This is a genomic window from Nonomuraea sediminis (assembly GCF_018531495.1).
Lineage (GTDB): Bacteria > Actinomycetota > Actinomycetes > Streptosporangiales > Streptosporangiaceae > Nonomuraea > Nonomuraea sediminis.
In genome coordinates this window covers 169,325-193,066 of record NZ_JAHDTI010000007.1, presented here as the reverse complement: position 1 = coordinate 193,066, position 23,742 = coordinate 169,325, and the positions used below count along the sequence as shown (strand labels likewise).

Genomic DNA, 23,742 nt, shown 5'->3' with positions numbered 1-23,742 from the left:
CCGTGCTTGGGTTCCCTCCAGCCGTACAGAAGCGACAGGGGAGGCAGACGGCATGGGTGACGAGGTGCTCAGCCCGACGATCAGGGCTCTGCTCGCGGCCGAGGATCCGGCGGCGAGCGAGGCGGAACTGTGGGCGCAGCTGAAGACGGACGGCACGCCGCTGATCGAGCCGTGCCCCGGCGAGCCGGGGACATGCTTGGTGACCTTCCTGTGGCTGGCCGACCGGCCGGTCGAGCAGGTCAGGGTCAACGAGACGGTCAGCGGGCTCGCGCCGGCGCAGCGCTCGATGGCGCTCGTACCGGGCACCGCCACCTGGTACCTCACCTGGAAGGTCTCGACGGACGTGCGGACCACCTACAGTCTCGAGATCGGCGGCGAGCGGATCCCCGATCCGCACGCCAGGGTCCGCGAGCAGCACGACTTCACCGCCCTGCCCCTCGGCAGCGTCGCCTCGCTGGAATCGGTGCTGGTGTGCCCGGACGCCGAGCCGCTGTCGTGGGCCGACCCTCGCCCCGGCGTCCCCCGGGGAACGGTGACCGAGGAGCTTCACGGCGGCAGACGGATCTGGACCTACCTCCCGCCCGGTCCGGCCACCACTCCCCTGGGCGTCGTGGTCGTGCTCGACGGCCACCCGCGCCACAGCGCGGCCACCGTCCTGGACAACCTGCACGCCGAGGGCCTGATCCCGCCGACGGCCGCACTGCTCGTCCAGCAGCTCGACCGCAACGTGGAGCTGTCCTGCGACCCGGAGTTCTCCCGCTTCCTGGCCGAGGACCTGCTCCCGTGGGCGCGGCGGCGCCATCCCATCACCGACGACCCGGCCGCCACCCTCATCACCGGCTGCAGCCTGGGCGGCCTGTGCGCGGCCTACACCGGGCTGAAGCATCCGGACGCGTTCGGCGGCGTGCTCATGTTGTCCGGTTCGGCCTGGTGGGACCCGGACACGCTGCGCGCCTACGTCCGCATGCACGCCGACCCCGCCGCCGCCCCGGCAGCCACGGTGGTCGGCGCCAGGTCCAGGACGCCCGCGCTCATCGAGGAGTTCCTGCGCGCCGACCCGGTGCCGATCCGCGTCTACCAGGAGGTCGGCGCGTTCGAGACGGGACCGCCACCCGCCACCCCCGGGCAGATCCACGCCAGCAGGCACCTGCGCGACGTGCTCACGCTCAAGGGGTACGGCTACCGCTACCGCGAGTTCGCCGGCGGCCACGACGAGACCTGGTGGCGCAGCCACCTCGGCGACGGCCTGATCTGGCTGCGGGGCGAGCATGCCTGAGGTGCTTCTCCCCCACCCCACCGGCCCGTATCCCGCCGGGGTCAGGGACGTCGAGTCCGGTCCGCTGCTGATGCGGGCCTGGTACCCGGCGGCGGCTCCGGCCCCGCGCCGCGCCTACGCGGCGGGCGTCGAGCGCGAGCTCCTGCTTGACTGGACCGCCCGTCGCAACCCGGCCTGGCCGCCCGCCACCACCACGGGCCTGCTCGCCGCGGCGCTCACCCACGACCACCGCGACGCGCCCGTCCGGCCAGGGCTCCATCCCACGATCGTGTTCTCCCACGGCGCCGACCTGTACCCGGCCCAGAACACCGTCCTGATGACCGAGCTCGCCTCCCACGGCTACGTGGCCGTCAGCGTGCTGCAACACGGCGGCGGGTTCGCCGCCCGGCCCGACGGGTCGCGGCTCGAAGCCGACGAGTCGTTCTTCGCCACGGTCGTCGAGCTGTTCGCCTGGCTGGAGCACTACCTGCGGCTCGGCGACGACCTCGGCGCCCGCCGCGACTGGTTCGGCCACCTCTGGGAGAACGCCGCGATGAGCGCGCTCGTCGGGCAGTGGCGCGACCGCATGATCGCCGTCACCGACGCGCTGGCCGCCGCCGACGGCTCCTTCGGCGAGCTCGCGGACGCCTGCGACCTGACCCGGCTCACCTACATGGGCATGTCCTTCGGCGGATGCGCCGCGGCCGGCGCCGCACAGGCCGACCCGCGCGCCCGCGCCGCCGTCAACCTCGACGGCCTGCACCTCTCCCCCGATCTCTTCGGCTGTCCGATCCGCGTGCCGCTCCTCGCCCTGTACGCCGGTTTCGAGGGGCGTGACCACCCCAACGACCTGTTCTACGAGGAGTTCGACCGGATGGGGCTGCGGGAGGACGTCGTGCGGGTCAAGGTCGCCGGCGCCCTGCACCGGGACTTCACGGACCTGGCGCTGCTCCCCGGCAAGCAGCGTCTCGACCGGCTCGGCTCCATCGACGGCGAGCGGGTCACCCGGCTGGTGGCGAACCTGACGCGGGCCTTCCTCGACCGGTTCGTCGAGGGGAGGACGCCGGGGGCGCTGCCGCTCGAGGACGGGGCCGAGCCCGTCGACGTCTCCCACGTGCGCACCTGGAATGTCACGGGGAATCCAGCGTGAACAGCGGATCGGGGGCTCCGGTGACCAGGTGGTGCGCGGCCAGGAGCACCCCGGCCGAGCCGCTCCACAGGTCGGCGCTGAGCTGGAGGAACCTGTCGCCGACGAAGCGGATGCCGCCGTCGTCGCCGGGGATCGCGTACTTGAACAGCCCGGTGCCCGACCTGATCGCCTCGGCGCGCAGGCCCGCCTGGGAGAGCGTGAGAGCCAGCCCGGCCATCCCCTGGAAGAGGCCCACGCCGACGGTGAAGCGCACCGTGCAGTTGCGCAGGCATCGGCGCAGCACGTCGGCCAGCTCGGCGTCCTCGACGACGGTGAGATACCGGGACAGGACCGAGGCGTAGCCCGCGCTTCCGGCGAACAGGTAGGGCATGTTGCGCTGGTCCACGGCCGACACCCGGAACCCGAGCGCGTCCGTCTCCACGGGGAGCACGTGCCGTAGCTCGTCGCGCAGCAGCCGGAGCCCGCGCTCCAGCGGCTCCCGGTCGCCGGTCATGCGGGCCAGGTAGTAGAGGGCCAGCGCGACGCCTGGCCACCCGTGCACCAGGCCGGAGGCGTCGTCGGGCCCGAGCTGCCCCGGCGTGCCGAGCAGTTCCCCGGCCGTGTCGAGGTGCCGCTCGTCCCGGGTGCGGCCGTAGAGGTACAGGTGCGTCATGGCGACGCCCGCCGCGCCGCCTCCGTAGGTCGGGCAGGTACGGCTCAGCGGATGCCGGTCCGCGGCGGCGAGCAGCTCCGAGGCGGCCTCCGCTTCGCCCAGCGAGGCCAGCACCCAGGCGATCCCGGCGCTGCCGTACAGCAGGCCGGGCGGCAGCGAGTGGCGCTCGGCCAGCGACTCGTCGCGCAGCCGGACGACGATCTTCCTGTCGACCGGGCGGCCCGCGACGTGGAGGGCGTGGAGCACGCCCGCCGTGCCGTGGGCCACGCACCGGGTGTTGGAGGAGAACCCCGCCGGGGTCGTCGGGTACACCCAGCGGGGGTTGCCGGGCTGCGCCATGGTCTCGATGGCGTCGGCCGTACGGTTGCGCAGCCGGCTCAGCCAGGTCAGCGGGTCGCGTTCGACCTCGTCGGGCGTGGGCAGGGAGCGTCGCCGAGGGCGCGGGTGGACGCGGGTGACCCGGGACCAGAGGCGGCCGGGCACCGGGGCGAGCGCGGTGAGGTCGTGGTGGACGTGGTCGAGGACCTCCGGCGCGCGGATCACGACCTCGTGCAGCGGGAAGACCATCAGCTGCGCCACCGCCGCCAGCGCGTAGTCGTCGAGGTCGCGCGCGTCCATCGACCGGCCGGGCTCGAAGGCCTCGCGCGGGATGTAGCCGGGCGCCCCCAGCGGTACGGCGGCGCCGTCGGTGAGCAGGTGGGCGGCCTCGAAGTCCACGAGCCGGACCCGCAGGTCGTCGTCGACGAGGAGGTTCTTGGGGTTGACGTCGACGAAGGCGTATCCCAGGTCGTGCAGTGCCGCGACGGCGGCCTCCGCCTGGCCGAGGATGTCCAGGCACCGCCGGTAGTAGTCCGCGAACACCTCGGGCGGCTGCCCGATCTTGACGACGGGCGAGTTCGCCACCACCCACTTGCTCAGCGTCGTCCCCGGCACGAGCTCGGTGACCAGGTAGGTGTTCTCCCAGTGGGAGAACAGCTCGACCGGCTCGGGGCACAGCCCGGGAGCCTTGGCGTGCACGGCCTTGAGCGTTTCGTACTCCTGCTCCAGCCGGAGCTGGGCGCTGCGGGCCTCGGCGTCGTAGCCGGTGTGGGCCCAGGCCTCCTTGACGAACACCTCGCGTCCGCCGGCGGCGCGGGCCCGGTAGGCGCCGCCCGCGTTGCTGTGCTGCAGGACGGCCTCGAAGGTGTAGCCGCCGAAGCTGACCCCCTCGTCGCCATCGTCCTCAGGGGCGGCGAACGGGTCGGTCACGCCGGGCGGGAGCACGAACTCGGGCCGCCGCTCGTCGGGGATCTCCCGCCCGGCGGGGTCGAGCAGCATGGCCTCGCGGGTGCCGTCGGGCCGCAGCCGGAACCGTTCGCGGAAGGAGCCGTAGCGGTAGAAGACGCAGGAGCCGAAGCGCCGGTCGCTGCGGACGTACGGCCCGGCGAAGCCGGCCAGGTCGCGCTCCAGGCGGAGCAGCAGCGCGCGGGCGACCTCCTGGTCCGGCGGGTAGAGGGCGCAGAACTTGCCGCCCTGGGCACGGCTGCCGTGCTTGCTGTGCATCCACAGGAAGAACGACTTGCCGCTCAGGTGCTTGAACGACACCGAGAACTCCACGCAGGCCGCGGCGACCAGGTCGAGGACCTGCGGGGCGTCCTCGACCGCACTGGAGACGTGGATCTTCCACCCCTGCTCGGGCACCTGCGCGCCGGGCGGCGCCCATTCGGTCCAGATCTCCCTGCTGCTCCTGCTCCAGTCCTCCGGCATGCCAGAGGGCCGGTACGGCAGGCCAGGGTGGATGAGCTCGAGCGGTTCGTAGTAGTCGGCGTGCGCCAGCGTGAACGCGAGCTGCTCCTGCATCGGGCTTCCTTTCGTCGAAGTGTCAGAGCCAGCCGCGTCGAACGGCTTGGACGCCCGCCTCGAACCTGCTCGAGGCCTGCAGCAGGGCGGTCAGGCGGGCGATGCGCCGCCGCAGGTGCCGTACCGACACCTCGAAGTGGCGCGCGGTGGCCTCGTCGGTGCTGCCGGAGGCCATGAGAGCCAGCAACCGGCGGTCGTCGTCGGTCAGGCCCGGTTCCGTCAGCTCGCGGGCCTCGTTCCAGAGCCGGTCGAACAGGCTCAGGAACCCGGTCAGCAGACCCGGCTGGCGCACGACGAGCGCGCCCCTGGCGTGGTCCTCCGGGTCGATCGGCACGACGGCCACCCGCTCGTCCATGACGACCAGCGGGTCGAGCCGCCGGTCGAGCGTGCGGACGCGGGCCCCGGCGGCCAGGAGCCTGTCCAGGTCCTCCAGCGTGGATCGTTCGTGGACGAACCGCAGGTCGATGCCCCTGCGCAGGTAGAGTGCCGTCGGCGAGGGGTGGACGCAGTACAGGCTCGTCCGGGTGAAGAACGACAGCTCTTCCAGCCGTTCGCGCACCTCGTGCTCGCCCTCGATCCACTCCACACCGAGCTCGAACGTCATGTTCACATCCCCCTTGTGGCGTCATGGCCCCCGTCACTGGAGATGGCGTGACACATCCGTTCCGTCGCCGTTACACGGCGAGCCCGGTGTGCCGGGCGACGAAGGCGAGCGCGGCGGACGACCGCCAGATCCCCCGCTCGCCCCCGGCCCCGGTGTGGCCGGCTCCCTCGATCGAGTAGTGCAGGACCGGCCCTCTCCCCGGGGCGTGCTGCAGGCGGGCGGCCATCTTGCGGGAGTGCAGCGGGTCCACGCGCGTGTCGTTGCTGCCCGTGATCAGGATCGCGGCGGGGTGGCCGCCGGACACGTTGTGGTAGGGCGAGTAACCCAGCAGCGCCGCGAACTCCGCCGGGTCCTCGGGCGAGCCGTACTCCTCCCGCCAGGCCTCCCCGAGTCCCCACCGCGGGTAGCGGATCATGTCGAACGGCGCGCCCGCGCTCCCCACGACCGCGTACGCCTCGGGCCGCTGGACCGCGGCCGCCATGGCCAGCAGGCCGCCGTTGCTGCCGCCCAGCAGGGCGAGCCCGTCACGCGAGGTCCAGCCGTGCCTGACGAGCCAGTCGCCGGCCGCGTGCAGGTCCGCGAGCGCGGCGGGCTTGTTGGCGCCGCGGCCCTCCTCGTGCCAGCGGCGTCCCCGCTCGCCGCCGCCCCTGACCCCCGCGACGGCGACGCGCCCACCGCTGAGCACCCATGCCAGCAGGTCCGGCTGGTAGGCGGGGCGGGCGGGGACACCGAACCCGCCGTAGACGGCCAGGATCGTCGGCCGGGGACCGCGCTCGCCGCCGGACAGGATCGTCAGCGGGACCTCGGTGCCGTCGGCGGAACGGTAGGTGTGCCGGCTGACCTCGACGTCCACGCACGCGGGGGCCTGGCCGTACGGGGTCACGCGGCCTGACAGCGCGTCCAGGTGCCACACCGACGGCGGGGTGTCCCAGCTCGCGTAGCCGAACGCCAGGACCTCCGGGTCGCCGGTCGGCCTGACCCAGCTCACCGTCCCCTCCCCCGGCAGCCCGGCCTCGGCCAGCAGCGCGCCCGTCGCGGGGTCGTGCACGGTCATCCGGCTCACGCCGTCCCGGTGGCGCCGCGCGACCAGGCGGGTCGAGGTGAGGGTCACGCCGAGCAGGACCGAGGTGTCCTCGGGCACGAGCACCCGCCAGGGCCCTCGCCCGTCACCCGCGAGCACCTGCCCGAGGTCGCCGCGGACGGCCAGCAACCGGCCGTCGGCGTCCACCGCGACGTCGGCGTCGATGGACAGCGGTCTTACGCGGCCGCCGGTGTGCACGTCCGCGACCCCCGTGCGTCTGGCGCGAGCGGTACCGTCCCGGGCGGTGACGACCAGCCATCTGTCGTGCCAGAGCGCCACGTGGTAGCGGGTGGTCGCCGATCCCTCGCCCGTGACCGGTTCGTCCCCTCCTGCGGTGTGGTGGTGGACGCCCGCGCCGCGGGTGTAGAAGAACGACTTCTCGTCGGCGCGCCACTCGACCGGCGAGTAGCGGGTGTCGGGGATCGACTCGACGACCTGGCCGGTGGCCACGTCCACCAGCGACAGCGGGGTCGTGTCCTCGGCGCCCGCCACGCGGACCTGGACGGCCACGAGGCTGCCCGCGGGTGAGGGGTGCCAGCGGGCGATGACCGCGTCGGGGTGCAGGCCGGACGCGGCCACGACCGTCCGCCAGCCCGCCTCCCACACCTGCAGTTCGCCCTCGGCGACCCGGAACCTGCGGGCTCCCGCGTACTTGACCGAGGCTCGCGCTCCGGGGGGCGCCAGGTCGCGCAGCATCCGGTCGAAGCGCTGCCTGCCGGGCAGGCCTTCCAGGTAGGCGACGCTGAGGGACTGCTGGTCGCGCAGCCAGCGGCGGGTGTCCTCGGAGCCGGGGTCCTCCAGCCACCGGTACGGGTCGGTGACGCGGTGGCCGTGGAAGGTCTCGCTCACCGCGTCGCGCCGCGCTTTCGGGTAGCTCACGAGAGCACCTCTGCCGGCGGTTCGGCACGCGTACGGCCCCGCCGTACGGCTATCAGCAGGATCGTCACCGCGACGAAGGCGATGCCCTGGCACACCCAGATGCCCTCGCGGATGCCGAGGCGCTCCGCCAGGACCCCGCCGAGCAGGGCGCCGACGGCGCTGGCGAGCGTGACGAGCGAGGACATCAGCGTGGTCATCCGGCCGAAGTACTCATCGCCGATGTCGTCGGACAGGATCGTGATGAGCGCGAGGTTGCTCGCCGCGCCGAAGAGCCCGGGCAGCGCGATGCCGATCGTGACCAGGGTGAGGACCGACCAGAGGGGCCCGCCGGCCAGCGGCAGCGCGGTGGTGGCCACGACCGAGGACAGCGAGCACGCCAGCATGAGGCGGCGCGGCGGGATGCCGCGCTTGAGCACCTTGGGAGCCAGCAGCGAGCCCAGGGCGCCGAGCAGCGTGGCCACCACCATGGGGGCGCTGTAGAGGGCGACAGGCAGGTGCAGCGTGTCCAGCAGGTAGAGCGCGCGCTGGGCGAGCGTGCCGTTGGTGGCCACGTTCAGCACGACCGCGTAGACCGCGAAGGCGGTGAGCAGCGGGTTCCCGAGGACCACCGAGACACCGGCGCGCATCTCGCGCAGGATCCCGGTCCTGGGCTTGGGTTCGGTCGTGCGCCGGTCCGGCGAACGGAGCGCTCGCAGGCAGGAGGCGCTGAAGGCGTAGGACAGCGCGTCCACGAGGAACAGCAGCGGAGCGCCCACGGCCACCAGCAGGGGGCCCGCGATGGTCCCGGCGATCGCGCGCGAGACCATCTCCGACGACTGCAGCCGTCCCCGAGCCGCGCCCAGGTCCTCGACGTTGTCCAGGCTGCGCAGGTGGGTGAAGTACAGCGCGAACACGAAGATCTGCGACAGCCCGATCAGGAAGCCCACCCCGCACAGCACCGCCACCGACAGCAGCCCGGTGAACGCCGCCGCCGCGCAGGCGAGCACCACCGCGCCGCAGATCAGGTCGATCAGCACGAGCACGCGCCGCGGCCGGAGAATCCGATCCGCCAGCACCCCGCAGATCGGCCCGAAAAGCAGCGCGGGAATGGTCGCGCTGACCACGATGAAAGAGATTTCCCGCGGGGTTGCGTGCAGGTTCGTCACGGCGACCACGGACGTGGCGGTGGCCGTGAGTGAACTACCGAAAACCGATGCGCTCTGCCCCGCCAGATAAAGCCGTAGGTCGGAAAACATGGTTACTCCGAAATCGGGAAACGGGCGCGGGAGCCGCGGCTCCCGCGCCCCGGATGATTCCTAGTTCTCCGCGTTGCCGCAGTGCGACCAGCTCAGCGTGCTGAGGGCCGCGTCCTCCTCGACGCCTTCGGCGGCGTCGACGGTGGTCTGGGACTGCAGCTTCAGAACGTCACGCATCCTGAGTTCCTTTCGGGATGTGCCGTGAATTGATTCACGGCGCCTGATCGACATCCTTACCGACGGCGGCGCCCGCATCATGGTCAGCAACCGGACACATACGACGTCATTTAGCTGACATTCGGCCCGGAAAACGCACGGCTAAGGTGAAATTCGTGGTCGAGAGAAATGGAATAATCGTCGTCGGCGCCGGGCTCACCGGAATGTCGGTCGCGATGATGCTCGCCCGGCGCGGCCTGCCCGTGCTGGTCGTCGAACGCGACCTGCGCGAGGCGTTCGGCCGGCGCGAGGGATATCCCGCCCTGCGGGCCGGGGCGGCGCACGCACGACGTCCCCACCAGCTCATGGCGGGCGCGCGCGACGTGCTGCGGCGGTCGCTGCCCGACGTGGCCGAACGGGTCTACGAGCTCGGCGCCCGGGATGTGATCGAGTATCCCGGCGCGTCACAGGCCGCCTTCATCAGCCTGCGCAGGGCGCTGCTCGAACGCGCCCTGCTCGAGTGCGCTGACCACCTGCCCACGCTGACCCTGCGGTTCGGGGAGCGCGTGCTCGGGCTGTCATGCGCGGACGGAGCCGTCCAGGGAGTCCGTACGGCCGGCGGCGTCCTGCCCGCCCGGCTGGTCGTCGACGCGACCGGGATCCACACGCGGCTCGGCACGCCGTACCTGGGGATGAGGTCGTACCTCTACTACACCTCGCGGCCGGTGCGGCTGACCGAGGAGGGGTTCGCCGCCACGCGGGGCGCCGTGTCGCTGCGGGCCGAGCCGGAGCTGGAGGAGGGCGGACACGTGCGGCTGTTCCTGCACGATCCGCCGTTCGCCTCGATCCTGGTCGCGCTGCGCGGCGCCGGGCAGCCGCCGGAGCAGCGGGTGGTGCGGGAGACGTACCGGGCGGTGCTGTCGTCGCGGCGGCTGGGGAAGCCGCTGCTCGGCGCGCGGCCGCTCGCGCCGATCCAGGACTTCGGCTATCTGCGCAGCCGGATCCGGCTGTCCCCCACCTCGCAGGTGCACGGGCTGCACCAGGTCGGGGACGCGGTGGCCGCGCTCAATCCGCTCACCTCGCGCGGCGCCGGGCTCGGGCTCGTCCAGGCGGAGCTGCTGGCCGAGGCCGTCGCCCGCGACGCGGACGACTTCGCGGCCCAGCAGGAGGTCATGACGCGCGCCTACCACGAGTGGGTCGCGCCGCACTGGGCGATGGGCGTGGTCCAGGCGTTCCTGCGGCCGGGCGCGGAGCCGCCCGCCGAGGCCGCCGACCTCGTGGCCACCGCCAGACGCAGGTGGCGCCGGATCCGCGAGCTCCGCCAGGCCTGGCACGGGGACCAGGGGGCGCTGCTGAAGGACCACAGGAAGACCGTGCTCGAAGTTCTGGCGCTCCAGGCGCCACCGGCCGTACTGGATGGTTTGTCATGAAATTTGGACACCCGCTGGCGTTCTGGGCCGGCGCGACGATCACCGTGATCGGGGTGCTGCTGCAACTGCCGGACTACGTCATGGCGGGCGACATGCACTACCACGTGGCCGGGATGCCGGTCTCGACCGGGATGGGCATCGGCATGGCGCTGATGTTCGCCGGCGTCGGCATCACCGCCTACGGCCTCTTCCCGCCCGCGCGGAGCCGGCGGCCCGAGCTGAGCAACGTGAGCATCGCGCCGCTCGACGACGCCAGGATCAAGCCGGCCCACGTCGGGCTGCTCCTGGTCATGGCCGCGGCGATCACGATCGACGTGATGAAGCCGACCGCGTTCGCCTTCATCGTCCCGGGCGCCGCCGCCGAGTACGGGCTGCGCGGGCCGCTGAACCCGACCGCCCACGCGCTGCCCGTCGCCCTCTACCCGCTGGCCGGCATCACCGGCACCATGATCGGCTCGTTCATCTGGGGGTGGCTGGGCGACCGCGTCGGGCGGCGCGCGTCGATCCTGCTGGCGGCCATCATCTTCATCGCGACCTCCACCTGCGGGACGATGCCCGAGTTCTGGATGAACCTGGTCACGTGCCTGGTCATGGGGCTCGGCGTCGGCGGCATGCTGCCGCTCACGTTCGTGCTGCTGTCGGAGACCGTGCCGCGCAGGCACCGGGGCTGGATGATCGTCCTCATCGGCAGCGACATCGCCGGCGCCTACATCATCGTGAGCTGGCTGGCCTCCACCTGGGCCTCGCCAGGACAGTTCGGCTGGCGGCTGCTGTGGCTGATCGGCCTGCCCACCGGGCTCATCCTGATCGTGCTGAACCACTGGATCCCCGAGTCGCCGCGCTTCCTGATCATGCAGGGCCGCTCCGCGGAGGCCCGGGCCGTCATGCGCAAGTACGGCGCCGCCGTCGTCGAGACGCCCGCCTCCGAACTCACCGTCGAGCAGTCGCTCCATCGGGGCTCCCGGCTGGTCTTCAGCAAGCCCTTCCTCGGGCTGACCGCCGTCGTGGTGCTGCTGGCCCTCAGCATCGGGACCACGCAGTACGGCTTCCAGCAGTGGATGCCCTCCAACCTGCAACGGCTCGGCTTCTCCCAGGTCGACGCCAGCGAGATCCTGCGCAACGCCGCGATCGCCGGGTTCCCGTTCAGCCTGCCCGTCGCGCTGCTGTACGGGTTCTGGAGCAGCAAGAAGACGGTCATCCTGGTGATCGCGCTGATGGGCGGGTCGCTGGCCGCCTTCGCGCTGCTCGGCGACCGCGTCGCCGACAACCGCGCGCTGCTCTACGTCCTGCTGGTCGTGCCCGTGTGGGGGATCAGCATCCTCAACGCCGTGCTCGCCGCCTACACCGCCGAGATCTACCCCACGGTGATCCGCGCCCGCACCAGCGGCCTGTCTGCCGGGGCCACCAAGGCGGGCGGCGTGCTCATCCTCGCGCTCGTGGTCACCGCGGTCGCCGTCCCCTCGGTCCGCGTCACCGCCGCCATCGGCGTCGTCCCCATGGCCCTTGCCGCCGTCGCCCTCATCGTCTTCGGCCCGGAAACCCGCCACAAACAACTCGAACGCATCACCGCCGAAGAACTGGCGGCGTGACCCTGAGGAAGGCACGGCCATTGCCGATCCTGTTCGGCGCCCAGGATCGGCAGCGTGGTGCCTAGCCGGAAACGCTGGTCCGGCCATCCTCGAGGTGCCCCATGATCCGGCGGTGAAAGGACGGGTCCTCGGCCACGGTCAGCCGCAGGTCGTACCAACCTGACGTGGTGTCCCAGCAGAGGACCGTCCGTCCTCCGGGCGCGACCGCCGCGTTCTGCCGGCCGGCGCCGTACTCGAGCGCTTCCAGCGTGAACGACAACCGGGCAGGGCCCGGGTTGGCGATCGTCACCGTGAGCAGGTGTCCGTCACCGCGGGAGGACACCGCCACCGCGGCGGCCGCGCCCGCGCCTGACCCGGCGAACTCGCGCCGGAACCCGTTCGGGCCGGTGAGAACCAGCCGGTAGGCGCCGCTCTTGACGGGGACGGTGAGGGTCTGCGTGCCGAGCACGTCGTGGTGGCGCGGGAATTCGAACTCCCCGGCGTATGGGTAGAGGGCGAAATGGCTGCCCCGCTCCCCGACGTCGGTCATGGTGACGATCAGCCCGTCTCCTGCCAGGACGGCGGACGCCTCCGGCCGGTACGGCAGCGGCCGGGCCGGCCGGGTGCCGGGCTCCTGTGTGGCGAGCCGCCCCACTGCGGGCGGTGTGGCAGGCCAGCGCACCCGGAACGGTGGCACGACCACCCCTGCACCGGCCTGCGGCACTTCCCCGACCGCCCCGGCATTCGCCCCCGTGGTGGGCGCGGGCGGGTTGAAGTCGAAGGCCGAGGTGAGGTCGCCGGCGACACGGCGGCGCCACGGGGTGATGTTGGGCTCCGCGACACCGAGCCAGCGTTCCACGAAACGGATCGTGGACGTGTGGTCGAACACCTCCGAGCAGACGTACCCGCCGGCCGTCCACGGCGACACGATCGTCATCGGCACCCGGTAGCCGAGCCCGATCGGCAGCCCGTCGATGAACTCGCCCTCGGTGCCCTCCGGCGGCAGCGGCGGCGGTATGTGGTCGAAGAACCCGTCGTTCTCGTCGAAGGTGAGGAAGAGCGCGGTCTTCTCCCACACCGACGGGTTCGATGCGAGCGCGTCCACGATGTCGTAGACGAGGTTCGCGCTGTGCGCGGGGCTGGACGGGTCGGGGTGCTCGGAGTAGGCCTCCGGCGCGACGATGTAGGAGACCTGCGGCAGCCGCCCCTCGGCCACGTCCGCACGGAAGGACGCGGCGAGTTGGCCTGGTTCGACCCTGTGCAGCCCGCGCTCGTAGAAGTCGCGCTCGGCGGGAGAGAGCTCGGCGATCCCCTTGCGCAACGCCGCGAGCAAATCGTCCCGCTCGTCGGGGAGCAGGTAGAGCGAGACGTAGAAGGCGTGCAGGCTCTGGTAGGGCGTGTACGCCAGCGCCTTACGGGCGATCTCCTTGAAGGAGGAGAAGTAGTCGAGCGAGTTGCACTGGTAGTTGTCCCACTCCTGGTAGACCCGCCAGCTTCGGCCGGCCGCCGTCAGCCGCTCCGGGTAGGAGGTGTGGGTGTAGCCGGGGTGGGTGTCCTCCTCGCACGCCTCGTTGCCGGTCGCGCGCCGCCCCGACGGCTCGATCCCCGTCATCCCCGACCAGTGGTAGAACCGGTTGGGGTTGGTGGGCCCGAACATCGAGCAGTGATAGGCGTCGCACAGCGTGAAGGCGTCGGCCAGCTCGAACTGGAACGGCAGGTCGCGCCGGTCGAAGTGGACCATCGATCCGGCACCTTTGGCCGCGATCCAGCCGTCGTGCCAGCCGCCGCCCCTCGTCGCCTGCCCGGTGTCCCACTCGTGGTCGACGCCCTCCACGTACTGCAGGTCGCCGTCGGTCAGGTCACGGGTGCCGGCGCCCGCGCGTACCGGGTAGGGGAGCACGCCTGACTGGTCGAACACCGGCCTGCCGTCCTGCCGGGTGATGGCGTTGCGGTCGTCGAAACCGCGCACCCCCCGCAGCGTCCCGAAATAGTGGTCGAAGGAGCGGTTCTCCTGCATGAAGAACACGACGTGCTCGAGCGAACCGAGCCCGCCGGGCGGCACCGGCCGAGCCAGTGCCGCCCGCAGGGAGGGGGGAAGAGCGGACAAGAGAGAACGGCCTTTCAGAGTTTCCGGCAGTACAGGGCGTCGGGCGTGCCGTAGCGTCCGACACTGTAGGAGAACGCGATCCCGGCGGCGTACTCGTCGGACGCGCACTGCGCCTTGTAGTAGCCGGAAGCGTAGTCGCCGCCCTCACCGGAAGCGGGACGGGTGTCCCCTCGGTCGTCCCAGAGGGTCCGTCCGGCCCCGGCCAGCGCGATGCGCCCGGGGGCGCACAGGACCGCCGACACCTTGTCGCCGCGCAGGCTGTAGCCGGCCATGAACTGGCCGGTGGGGCACTGGTACTTCGTGAACCCTATCGCCCAGTCGGTGGTGACGTTCTCGCTGGTCACCACCGTGGCCGGGCCGGAGGCCCACAGGTTCGCCACCGTGGCGTCGGTGCACAGGCCACCCTGCCCCTTCTGGCTGATGCCGACCAGGCGCTGGTCGTCGGGGCAGGACAGTTTGTGCGCGCCCGAGTCCCAGTCGCCCTGGGCCCGCATCCGCGCGGACTCGTTCGCGTCGCCGTGGATGCCCTGCAGCATGGACCAGGCGCGGACCGGCGTGACCTGGCCGGTGTAGCCGGTGGCGGCGATCAGGCGGCGCCAGTGCGGGCCGCGCCAGTCGTCGGTGTCGAGCACGCTGCGCAGCCCGCCGCGGGTGTCGTAGCGGACCAGGCCCCAGGTGTTGCCCTGGTCGTTGTCCTGGAACCCGACCATCGGCCAGTACGCGAAGTCCACGTCGCCCTCGATGAGGAAGTCGACCATGTTGGCGAACCAGGCCTTGTCCTGGTCGGTGGCCGACTTGCCGACGCCGAACTCGCTGATCCACACCGGGGCGGTGAAGTGCTGGTCAGGGGTGTTAGCCACGTAGGTGGCGGTGTCCCGCATGACCGCGAACAGGTCGGAACGGCTCAGCTCGCGGTAGCGGTAGTCGTGCGTCTCGCCCAGGCCGTCGGCGCCGGTGTGCTGGGGGCCGGTGTAGCCGTAGAAGTGGGAGGCGTAGACCAGTTTGTGCGAGCGGACGAGGGTCTGCGACAGCGTCCTGACCGGCTTGAGCAGCGGCCTGTCGTGCCAGAGCCCGTCGACCGGGATGCCCGACCAGTTGATGCCCTCGATCATGATGAGCAGGTCCGGGTTGGCCTCGGTGAGGATGCGGTCGCCCGCCTGCTGGGCGGCGGCGGCCCAGTCATGGCTGTCTCCCATGCCCCAGTTGGGGTTGTCCCAGGTGTCCCTGCGTACCTCGTTGCGCAGGTCGGCGCCGACGACCCGGTGGTTGGCCCGGTATCGCCTGGCCATGAACACCCAGTCGTCCAGCCACTTCTGCGTGGACTGGCTGCTGTTCCACCGTTCGTTGCCGTCGACGCCGCAGCACCAGCGGGTGGTGGTCGTGTGGTTGTTGAGGATGACGGCGAACCCGTCGGCCGTGAGCGCCTCGACGACCTTGTCGTACACCTGCAGCGGGGTGAGACCGCGCAGTTGCGGGTTGGCCGCGACGCCCGCGTCGGTGACGGGCCGCGCGTCGGTGATCATCGCGTTGGAGAACGGCAGCCGGATGCTGTTGATGCCCAGCGCGTGGAAGTCCGCCATCAGCTTGCTCATCGGGACCCGGTCCAGGCCGAGCGGAACCCGGTGGGAGGTCTCCGAGGCGAAGTTGTTGGCGGGGTCCTCGTCGTCGCCGCTGCCGGTCCAGGTGCCGCTGGCGCCGTGCCAGTTGCCGGACTGCAGCTTGAACCGCTTTCCGGTGGCGTCCACGATGTAGCGGCCCCGGGTGCTGAGCGGTCCTTCCCAGGACGCGGCGAGGGGGGTCGGCTCGGCGGCGGACGCAGGCGCGGGGACCGCGGCCAGGCCGCTGAGAGCGGTGGCGAGTACGGCTAACAGTGCTCTGATTCTCACAGGAACACCTCGGGTGGGGGGTCAGTGGTGGTGGGTGCTGTCGGGCTGATGGATGTCCGCAGGGTGTTCGAAGCCAGGCATCAGGCGGACATGGTCCGCAATCTGCGCGCTCGTCCACAGTGCGAAGACCCTGCGTTGCTCGGCGTGGACGAGCGCGCCTCGGATCGCCCACAAGGCTGAGGCGTCGTCGTCGGCCTGGATTTCACCGAGTTCGAACCAGTGGTCGGGAGATGGGCTGATAGCCGTGGCCGGATCGCCGCCGACGACGTCGTTCTGGAACCCGATCCCGTACACGGCATTGCGAATGGTGCTCTCGGCCCCGGTCAGGTTGGTGGACGGCTCGTTGTACATCCCGCCCATCAGCTCCAGCCGGCCCTCGGCGAGCAGGGCGCGGATCGTGGCGCGGTCCTCGGGATAGGCGTCCCAATAGGGCTTGAGGTAGTCGACCTCGGCCAGGACGAAGCAGTAGTCGGCGTCGCGGCTCACGCGCTCGTCGCCGGCCACGACCTCCACCGAGACGGCGACCTCGGCCCCCTCGGGCTCGTGACACTCGACAGGAACCTCGAACGGACCCGAGTCGCCCAGGGCGGTCAACGTGCCGGTGGCCGCGCCCCGTACCGAGATCTCGACCGATACTCCATGCCGGACGCCGGAAACCGAGACCCGCAGAACCTGGAGCGGATGGTCCCGCGATCCGACGAACAGGTCGGTGCTCTGGATCGAGTCGATGCGAAGTGTCAACGCGGTGGCTCTTTTCCGGGGGTGGCGGCGGTTACCGGAGTGTAGGTTCGCGTGGCATCGCGATTCAATACTTGACTAAGTTATTGATTCCCTCCTAGGTTTCACCCGTGTTACAAGAACCGACAGCCAAGACGCTGGCGGCGACCCCAGCCGCGTCCGCCGTCCTGGCCCTCTTACTCACAGAAGGCCCGCTCAGCCGGGTGGAGATGGCGCGCCGTCTCGACCTGTCGTCGACCGCCGTCACCAAGGCTGCGCGGCCGCTCCTCGACGCCGGGTACCTGCACGAGCTCGCCTCCGAGCGCACTGCTCCAGGGTCAGGCCGTCCGGTCAGTCCCCTGGCCGTCACCGCTGAGCGTGAGTATTTCGTCGGCGTGAAGGTCACCACCGATGACCTCGTCGACGAGATCGTCGGAGTCCTCTGCGACCTTCAGGCTCAGGTTCGGGTGTCTGTACGGCGTCCGCTGCCTGACCGCAGCCCCGAGGCGGTGGTCGTCGAGCTGGCGGCCCTGGTTGACGAGCTGCTGGACGCCGGGCCTGACTACCGCGCGCGGACCAGGAATCTCGGCATCGCCATCTCGGGGGACGTGGACAGGGCCCGGGGGCTGGTCCGGTTGTCGGCCAGGTTCGGCTGGCGCGACGTCCCGATCGGACAACTCGCCGCCGAGGCGACCGGGCTCAGCGTCGCCGTCGAGAACGACGTCAAGGCGCTCACCGTCGCCGAGCACTGGTTCGGCGAAGGGGTGGGGACCGACTCGTTCGCCCTCGTCACCGTCGGGGCCGGCATCGGCTGCGGCATCGTCGTCGACGGCCGTCTCCTCACCGGGGGCTTCGGCGTGGCCGGGGAGATCGGGCACATCTGCGTCGATCCGGACGGCGCCCTTTGCCGCTGCGGCAATCAGGGCTGCGTCGAGACCGTCGCCACGACCGGAGCGATACTGGCGGCGGCGCGGACCGCGTCCGGTGAGGCCGACATGACCTTCGGACGCGCCGTGGAGCGAGCGCGAGCGGGCGACGAGGCGGTGAAGGAGGTCTTCGCCAAGGCGGGCACCGCCATCGGGCTCGCGGTGGCGGCGATGGTCAACATCGCCGGCCCCGAGCGGATCGTGGTCTCCGGCGAAGGGCTCGACACCTACGACCTGTTCGAGGAGCGCATCTGGGCGTCGTTCGCGGCACACGCTTTCGGAGCCGCCGCTCAGGCTCCGGTCTTCATCCGTCCGCTCCCGTTCGAGGAGTGGGCCCGCGGCGCCGCCGCGGTCAGTCTCAGGGCCCTGTTCCCACAGGTCCGCACCCACCACGCGCGCGCGCTGACCCACCGCGCGTAAGCCCACGCCCCTGACCGGCGTCCTCCAATGCCTGCAAGCAATCTCCGGAAGACGCCGGCTGGGGCGCGTCATCCCCCATCGAAGAAAGGACGCGAAATGAGCACACGCAACGCACACCTTAGCCGACGAGGATTCCTCGGAGGCTCGCTACTGTTCGTCGCCGGTGCCGTCACCGCGTGCAGCAGCAACCCGATGGGCGGCACCGCCACCACCAGCGCCGCGAAGACCACCCTGAACGTCTGGTACCACGCCTACGGCGAGGCCGGGACGCAGCAGGCCGTGACTCGCTATGCCGCCGCCTTCACCAAGGCCAACCCCGACATCGCCGTCAAGGTCACCTGGATTCCAGGCGACTACGGGACGAAGCTGAACTCGTCGCTGCTGACCGCCGACGCGCCCGACGTGTTCGAGATCGGCGACTTCAACACCGGACTGATCCAGAGCGGCCAGATCGCCGCACTCGACGACCTGTACGGCGACACCAAGTCGGACTTCAGCACCACCAACCTCGACTACCTCAGCGCCGGCGGCAAGATCTACGGCATCAAGCAGGTCGACGACGTCATGATGCTCTACTACCGCAAGAGTGTCCTGGACAAGGCCGGTATCAAGGTTCCGACCACCCTCGCCGAGCTCGCCGACGCGGCCAAGGCGCTCACCACCAAGGACGCCAAGGGCCTGTTCATCGGCAACGACGGCGTCGGCAACGCACCCGGCAACGCGATCTGGTCCAACGGCGGCGAACTGATCGCCGACGGCAAGGCCGCCTTCGCATCCCCGCAGGCCATCGAGGCTGTGACCGCGGTCAAGCGGCTGCATGACGACAAGTCACTGCTGCTCGGCTTCACCACCGACTGGTGGGACGCCGCGGCCCTGACCCAGAACGCTGCCGCGATGCAGTGGGCCGGCCTGTGGTCGATGCCGGACATGCAGAAGGGACTCGGCGACGACTTCGGTGTGGCCCCGTGGCCCGCCCTGAAGGCCGGCGGCAATCCGGTGGTCCGCATCGGTGGCTGGGCCAGCCTGGTCAACGCGAAGGGCAAGAACGTCGAGGCCGCGAAGAAGTACGTGCAGTGGCTGTGGATCTCGCAGACCGACCTGCAGAAGGACTTCAACCAGAGCTACGGCCTCCACGTCCCCCCGCGCAAGACCGTCGCGGCCACGGCCGACAAGCTGCAGGCCGGTAGTGCCAAGGACGCCGTGGACCTTGCCGCCAAGTACGGCAAGTCGAACCCGAACACCTGGTCCAGCGCGGTCAGCAGCGTGTTCGACGCCGCAGCCGCCAAGGCGATGACCGGGCAGGGTGATGTCGCGGCTCTGCTGACCGCCGCTGCCGCGAAGGCCCAGCCCGAGATCGACAAGCAGAAGGTCTGATGGACACGGCACCGAAGGCGACGCTGCCGCCGACGGGCTCAGGGAGCCCCGCGACCCGGTCGCGGGGCACCGCCTCGACGATGGCCCGGCGCCGGCGCATCGACTGGCGGGCCGTGGGAGTCTTCGCCTTGATGACCGCCCCGGTCCTGATCGGGATCGGGGTCTTCAAGTACCTCGCCATCGGCTGGAGCTTCCTGCTCAGCTTCTCCAAGGCGGACCGTACGATCTCCCTGGGCGACTGGGTCGGGTTCGCCAACTACTCCCAGCTCCTCGGCGACCCCGACTTCCGGAAGTCCATCACCCAGATCCTGCTGTTCACCCTGTTCATCGTGCCGGTGACGTTCGCCGCCTCGCTCGGCCTGGCCCTGCTGGTCCACCGCATCCGGCGGGGCAGAGCCCTGTTCAGGACCAGCTTCCTGATCCCGGCGGCGGTGTCGTATGTGGCGGCGTCGCTGCTGTGGAAGATGTCCATGTTCAACGGCCTTCCAGGCGGCGTCGCCAACACGATCGGCGGCTGGTTCGGCATGAGCGCGACACCATGGCTCCAGACGCAGAGCCCGCCGCTGTACTGGGTTGTGATCGTCACCCTACGGCTGTGGCTCCAGGTCGGATTCTTCATGGTCCTCTTCCTGGCCGGACTCCAGGGCATCCCCCGCGAGGTCTACGAGGCGGCCTCACTCGACGGCGCGAGCGGCTGGCGCCTCCTGCGCCGGATCACGCTGCCGATGCTGCGCAACACCTCGGTCGCGGTCCTCATGCTGCTGTTCATCGCCGCGTTCCAGGCGTTCGACGAGTTCTACAACCTGTTCACCGGAGGGGGAGGTGCGACCAGCGGCGCCGCGACAGCTGTCAAACCACCCCTGGTCTACCTCTACGACGTGGCGATGCAGGACCAGAACTACGGCCTCGGTTCGGCGGGCGCATTCGTGCTCACCGGCCTCATCGTGGCCGTGACGTTGATCCAGGGCCGAATCACCGGCTTCGGCAAGAGCGAGGAGTGACCACCGTGCACCCACTGACCCGCACCCTGCGGGTATCGGCCCGCAGCGCGCTCATCGGCGTGGTCACCCTGATCTTCCTGGCGCCGTTCTACCTCATGCTCCGCAACTCCCTGATGGACTCCCGGGAGATCACGTCACCACACTGGGCATGGTGGCCGTCCTCCATGCAGTGGGACAACTTCACCTCCCTGTTCACCGACCCGAGTGTGCCGATGGCGGACGGCCTGAGAAACTCACTGATCGTCGCGGCGATCACCGCGCCGCTCTCGACGCTGTTCGCCTCGGCGGCCGGATACGCCTTCGCGCGGCTTCCTGTGCCAGGGCGCGGAATCCTGCTGGCGTTCGTCGTCGGCACCCTCATGATTCCGGGCTCGGCGACATTCGTCCCGACGTTCGTCGTCGTAGGGTCACTCGGCGGGGTGAACACTTTGTGGGGCATCATCGCGCCCGGCCTGTTCAACCCCTTCGCGGTACTGCTGTTCCGCAACTTCTACCTGCGCTTCCCCAGGGAACTTGAAGAAGCCGGCCGCCTGGACGGCCTCGGCTGGTTCGGGCTCTACCGGCGGATCGCGCTCCCCAGCTCCGTCGCGATGCTGGCCTCGCTCGGAGCGCTGGCGTTCATCGACAGCTGGAACGCCTTCCTGTGGCCGCTGGTCATCGGACAGGACCCAGGGTCGTGGACAGCGCAGATCGCGCTGTCGAACTTCCTCACCGCCCAGACCATCAACCTTCCGGGACTGTTCGCCGGAGCCGTCGTGACCATCGCGCCGCTCGTCGTCATGTTCCTCGTCGCACAGCGCTACATCGTCGAAGGCATCGCCACCAGCGGCCTCAAGGGTTAGAACGATCACTCGGAAGTGGAACGACCAGGGCGTGCCGGTCTGATCTGGACGGCCCCCAAGAACTCGAAGCAACCAAACGAGGAGCACCACAGGCATGCCTGGACTGGACATCGCCGAGGACGGATTCCGTCTCGACGGCGAGCCGTTCCGCATCATCTCCGGCGGGATCCACTACTTCCGGATCCACCCCGACCAGTGGGCCGACCGGCTGCGCAAAGCGCGCCTGATGGGGCTGAACACGGTCGAGACCTACGTCCCATGGAACCTGCACGCGCCCCGGCGCGGCGGATTCCGCACAGACGGAATCCTCGACCTGACTCGCTTCCTGGAACTGGCTGCGGCGGAGGGTCTGAGAGTCCTCGTCCGCCCCGGCCCGTACATCTGCGCCGAGTGGGAAGGCGGCGGCCTGCCGTCATGGCTGCTGGCGCAAGAGGGAATCGCGATGCGCAGCTGCGATCCTGTCTTCCTCGCGGCTGTCGAAGAGTACTTCGACGCCCTGCTGCCACTGATCTCGCCGTACTTCGGCAGCCGTGGCGGTCCGGTGCTGGCCGTACAGGTGGAGAACGAATACGGTGCCTACGGTTCCGACACCGATTACCTGGAGCACATCGCGAAGCTGCTGCGCGACGGCGGCGTCGACGTTCCTCTGTTCACCTGCGATCAGCCCGCTGATCTGGCGCGCGGCGGTCTGGACGGCGTGTTGCGCACCGTCAACTTCGGCAGCCGCGTGGACGCCGGCCTGGCCGCATTGCGCGAGGTCCAGCCGACGGGACCGCTGATGTGCTCGGAGTTCTGGATCGGCTGGTTCGACCGCTGGGGTGCGGTGCACAAGGGCCGCGATACCCAGGACGCCGCGGCTGACCTCGACCGCCTCCTCGCGGCCGGCGCGTCGGTGAACATCTACATGTTCCACGGCGGGACCAACTTCGGATTCAGCAACGGCGCCAACGACAAAGGCACGTATCGGCCGACGGTCACGTCGTACGACTACGACGCGCCGCTGGACGAGGCGGGCGACCCGGCCGCCAAGTATGCGGCGTTCCGTGAGGTGATCGCTCGCTACGCGCCGGTGCCGGACGAGCCGATTCCCGCGCCGGGCCGCAAGCTCGCTCCGGTACGGGTTTCGCTGACGGAGTCCGCCGGATTGTTGGAGCACGCGGAGCTCTTCGGGTCGGGCGTCGGGGCGTCCCGGCCGCTGTCGATGGAGGAGATCGGCCAGTCGTTCGGCTTCGTGCTCTACCGGGCCTCACTGCCTGACGCTGGTCCGGCCGTACTGCGCGTCGAGGATGTACGGGATCGCGCCCAGGTGTTCATCGACGGCCAACCAGTCGGCGTGCTGGAGCGCGAGAACCACGAGCACGCGATGTCGTTCGTCGCGCCGCGGGCAGGGGCCGTACTGGAGCTGCTGGTCGAGAACCTGGGACGGGTGAACTACGGTCAGGGGATCCACGATCGCAAGGGTCTGATCGGCGACGTCACCGTCAACGGCGCGGCCCTGGACACGTGGATCACGACCGCGCTTCCGCTCGAGGAGAGCGGCTGGGAATCAGGTCTGCGATTCTCCGCGTCGGCGGCTCGGGTCGGCCCCGCATTCCACCGGGGCGAGTTCGAGATCGACGAACCCGCGGACGCGTTCCTGGCGACCGACGGCTGGACCAAGGGCCACGTCTGGATCAACGGCTTCGCGCTCGGGCGGTACTGGTCGCGCGGACCGCAGGGGACGCTGTACGTCCCCGCGCCGGTGCTGCGTTCCGGGCGCAACGAGCTCGTCGTGCTGGAGCTGCACGGCTCGGCGACGAACGCGGTCGAACTGCGCGGTTCGGCGGATCTGGGTATCACCGAGGAGTAAGGCGAGCGCTCGCCGCGCGACGGCGAGCGGGTGCCTGAGGTTCACGGTTCCGGCCGGTCGGCCCAGATCCCGCGGACGTGGCGCAGATGGTGGCGCATGAGGGACGCCGCGGCGACGGCGTCGCCGGAGGCCACGGTGTCAAGAAGCCGCACGTGCTCGCGGGCGGAGTCGCCGAGTTCGCCGCGCTCCGCCAGCCGGGAGACGCCGTAGAGCCGTGAGCGGTGCCGCAGGTCGCGGACCACGCCGAGCAGGTGGGCGTTGCCCGCGAGCGCCAGCAGCTCCAGGTGGAAGACCTGATCCGCCTCGATGTAAGCCAGCACGTCACCCCGCTCGGCGGCGGTGACGATGGCCTCGGCCCTGCCGCGCAGCGTGCGGACCCGCTCGGCAGGAACCGTTTCCGCGATCCTGGCCACGGTGGGGACCTCGATCAGGTCGCGGAGCTCGGTGATCTCGTCGAGCTCCCGGTCCGAGAGGTCCGCCACCCGGAAACCCTTGTTGCGCACGGCCGTGACCAGGCCCTCTTTCGCCAGGTCGAGCATGGCCTCGCGGACGGGCGTGGCCGAGACCTGGAAGCGCGCGGCCAGGGCGGGCGCCGAGTAGAGCACGCCGGGGCGCATCTCCCCGGCCACCAGCGCCGCCCGCAACGCGTCGGCGACCGTCTGCCGGAGGTTCTGGCGCGCGCCGATACCCGGAAGATTCAACGGCTCCGTCATCGACGTCTCGCCTTTCAGATGATCGACCACCCGACAGTAGGGTGTCACATCGCGATTG

General features: G+C 70.6%; 17 protein-coding genes. 9 read left to right on the top strand and 8 right to left on the bottom strand.

Going from position 1 to position 23,742, the window contains the following annotated elements; translation table 11 throughout:
- Positions 1-52: 52 nt before the first annotated feature.
- Both KIK09_RS29350 and KIK09_RS29345 read left to right on the top strand, forming a co-directional pair.
- Positions 53-1,276, top strand: a complete 1,224-nt coding sequence (locus tag KIK09_RS29350; protein ID WP_214322626.1) for an alpha/beta hydrolase-fold protein — start codon at positions 53-55, stop codon at positions 1,274-1,276.
- Positions 1,269-2,405, top strand: a complete 1,137-nt coding sequence (locus KIK09_RS29345) for an alpha/beta hydrolase (RefSeq protein ID WP_214322625.1) — start codon at positions 1,269-1,271, stop codon at positions 2,403-2,405. Before KIK09_RS29350 ends, KIK09_RS29345 begins: the two co-directional genes overlap by 8 nt.
- On the opposite strand, the gene lanKC is transcribed toward KIK09_RS29345, so the two are convergent.
- The 4 genes from lanKC to KIK09_RS29325 form a co-directional block, all read right to left on the bottom strand.
- The gene (gene lanKC / locus KIK09_RS29340) at positions 2,386-4,896 is read right to left on the bottom strand and encodes a class III lanthionine synthetase LanKC (protein WP_214322624.1); all 2,511 of its coding nucleotides are present in this window, start codon (positions 4,894-4,896) and stop codon (positions 2,386-2,388) included. The genes KIK09_RS29345 and lanKC overlap by 20 nt on opposite strands.
- 22 nt (positions 4,897-4,918) lie before the next feature.
- On the bottom strand, positions 4,919-5,500 hold the full coding sequence (locus KIK09_RS29335; protein WP_214322623.1) for a hypothetical protein: 582 nt from the start codon (positions 5,498-5,500) through the stop codon (positions 4,919-4,921).
- A 70-nt stretch (positions 5,501-5,570) separates the two neighbouring features.
- On the bottom strand, positions 5,571-7,460 hold the full coding sequence (locus KIK09_RS29330) for a prolyl oligopeptidase family serine peptidase (protein WP_214322622.1): 1,890 nt from the start codon (positions 7,458-7,460) through the stop codon (positions 5,571-5,573).
- Positions 7,457-8,695 (bottom strand): MFS transporter, encoded by a 1,239-nt coding sequence (locus KIK09_RS29325; RefSeq protein ID WP_214322621.1) that lies wholly within the window; start codon positions 8,693-8,695, stop codon positions 7,457-7,459. Before KIK09_RS29325 ends, KIK09_RS29330 begins: the two co-directional genes overlap by 4 nt.
- A gap of 332 nt (positions 8,696-9,027) precedes the next feature.
- Here KIK09_RS29325 and KIK09_RS29320 point away from each other — a divergent pair, with 332 nt between their 5' ends.
- Together KIK09_RS29320 and KIK09_RS29315 are read left to right on the top strand one after the other, a co-directional pair.
- Complete coding sequence (locus KIK09_RS29320) at positions 9,028-10,281, top strand: FAD-dependent oxidoreductase (RefSeq protein WP_214322620.1); 1,254 nt, start codon at positions 9,028-9,030, stop codon at positions 10,279-10,281.
- The gene (locus KIK09_RS29315) at positions 10,278-11,870 is read left to right on the top strand and encodes an MFS transporter (RefSeq protein WP_214322619.1); all 1,593 of its coding nucleotides are present in this window, start codon (positions 10,278-10,280) and stop codon (positions 11,868-11,870) included. Before KIK09_RS29320 ends, KIK09_RS29315 begins: the two co-directional genes overlap by 4 nt.
- Before the next feature lie 61 nt (positions 11,871-11,931).
- Here the strand turns inward: KIK09_RS29315 and KIK09_RS29310 are convergent, their stop codons facing one another.
- Genes KIK09_RS29310 through KIK09_RS29300 form a run of 3 tightly spaced genes read right to left on the bottom strand, consistent with a single transcriptional unit; the run spans position 11,932 to position 16,583 of the window.
- Positions 11,932-13,956, bottom strand: a complete 2,025-nt coding sequence (locus KIK09_RS29310) for a phosphocholine-specific phospholipase C (protein ID WP_250573959.1) — start codon at positions 13,954-13,956, stop codon at positions 11,932-11,934.
- Positions 13,957-13,970: 14 nt separating this feature from the next.
- A complete protein-coding gene (locus tag KIK09_RS29305; protein ID WP_214322618.1) occupies positions 13,971-15,842 on the bottom strand; it encodes a glycoside hydrolase family 5 protein in 1,872 nt (623 codons plus the stop codon).
- Between the two features lie 21 nt (positions 15,843-15,863).
- A complete protein-coding gene (locus tag KIK09_RS29300; RefSeq protein ID WP_250573958.1) occupies positions 15,864-16,583 on the bottom strand; it encodes a glycoside hydrolase family 38 N-terminal domain-containing protein in 720 nt (239 codons plus the stop codon).
- A 107-nt stretch (positions 16,584-16,690) separates the two neighbouring features.
- Between KIK09_RS29300 and KIK09_RS29295 the strand changes: the two genes are divergently transcribed.
- The 5 genes from KIK09_RS29295 (at position 16,691) to KIK09_RS29275 (ending at position 22,971) form a co-directional block, all read left to right on the top strand.
- A complete protein-coding gene (locus KIK09_RS29295; RefSeq protein WP_214322617.1) occupies positions 16,691-17,905 on the top strand; it encodes an ROK family transcriptional regulator in 1,215 nt (404 codons plus the stop codon).
- A gap of 96 nt (positions 17,906-18,001) precedes the next feature.
- Positions 18,002-19,279 (top strand): ABC transporter substrate-binding protein, encoded by a 1,278-nt coding sequence (locus KIK09_RS29290; RefSeq protein ID WP_214322616.1) that lies wholly within the window; start codon positions 18,002-18,004, stop codon positions 19,277-19,279.
- Positions 19,279-20,280 carry a carbohydrate ABC transporter permease gene (locus KIK09_RS29285; RefSeq protein ID WP_214322615.1) on the top strand — a complete coding sequence of 334 codons (1,002 nt, stop codon included), beginning with the start codon at positions 19,279-19,281 and terminating at the stop codon, positions 20,278-20,280. Before KIK09_RS29290 ends, KIK09_RS29285 begins: the two co-directional genes overlap by 1 nt.
- 5 nt (positions 20,281-20,285) lie before the next feature.
- Complete coding sequence (locus KIK09_RS29280; protein ID WP_214322614.1) at positions 20,286-21,122, top strand: carbohydrate ABC transporter permease; 837 nt, start codon at positions 20,286-20,288, stop codon at positions 21,120-21,122.
- 94 nt (positions 21,123-21,216) lie between these two features.
- A complete protein-coding gene (locus KIK09_RS29275; RefSeq protein ID WP_214322613.1) occupies positions 21,217-22,971 on the top strand; it encodes a beta-galactosidase in 1,755 nt (584 codons plus the stop codon).
- Positions 22,972-23,012: 41 nt separating this feature from the next.
- On the opposite strand, the gene KIK09_RS29270 is transcribed toward KIK09_RS29275, so the two are convergent.
- Entirely contained in the window at positions 23,013-23,684 is a 672-nt protein-coding gene (locus KIK09_RS29270; protein ID WP_214322612.1) for a GntR family transcriptional regulator, read from the bottom strand.
- Positions 23,685-23,742 lie beyond the last annotated feature (58 nt).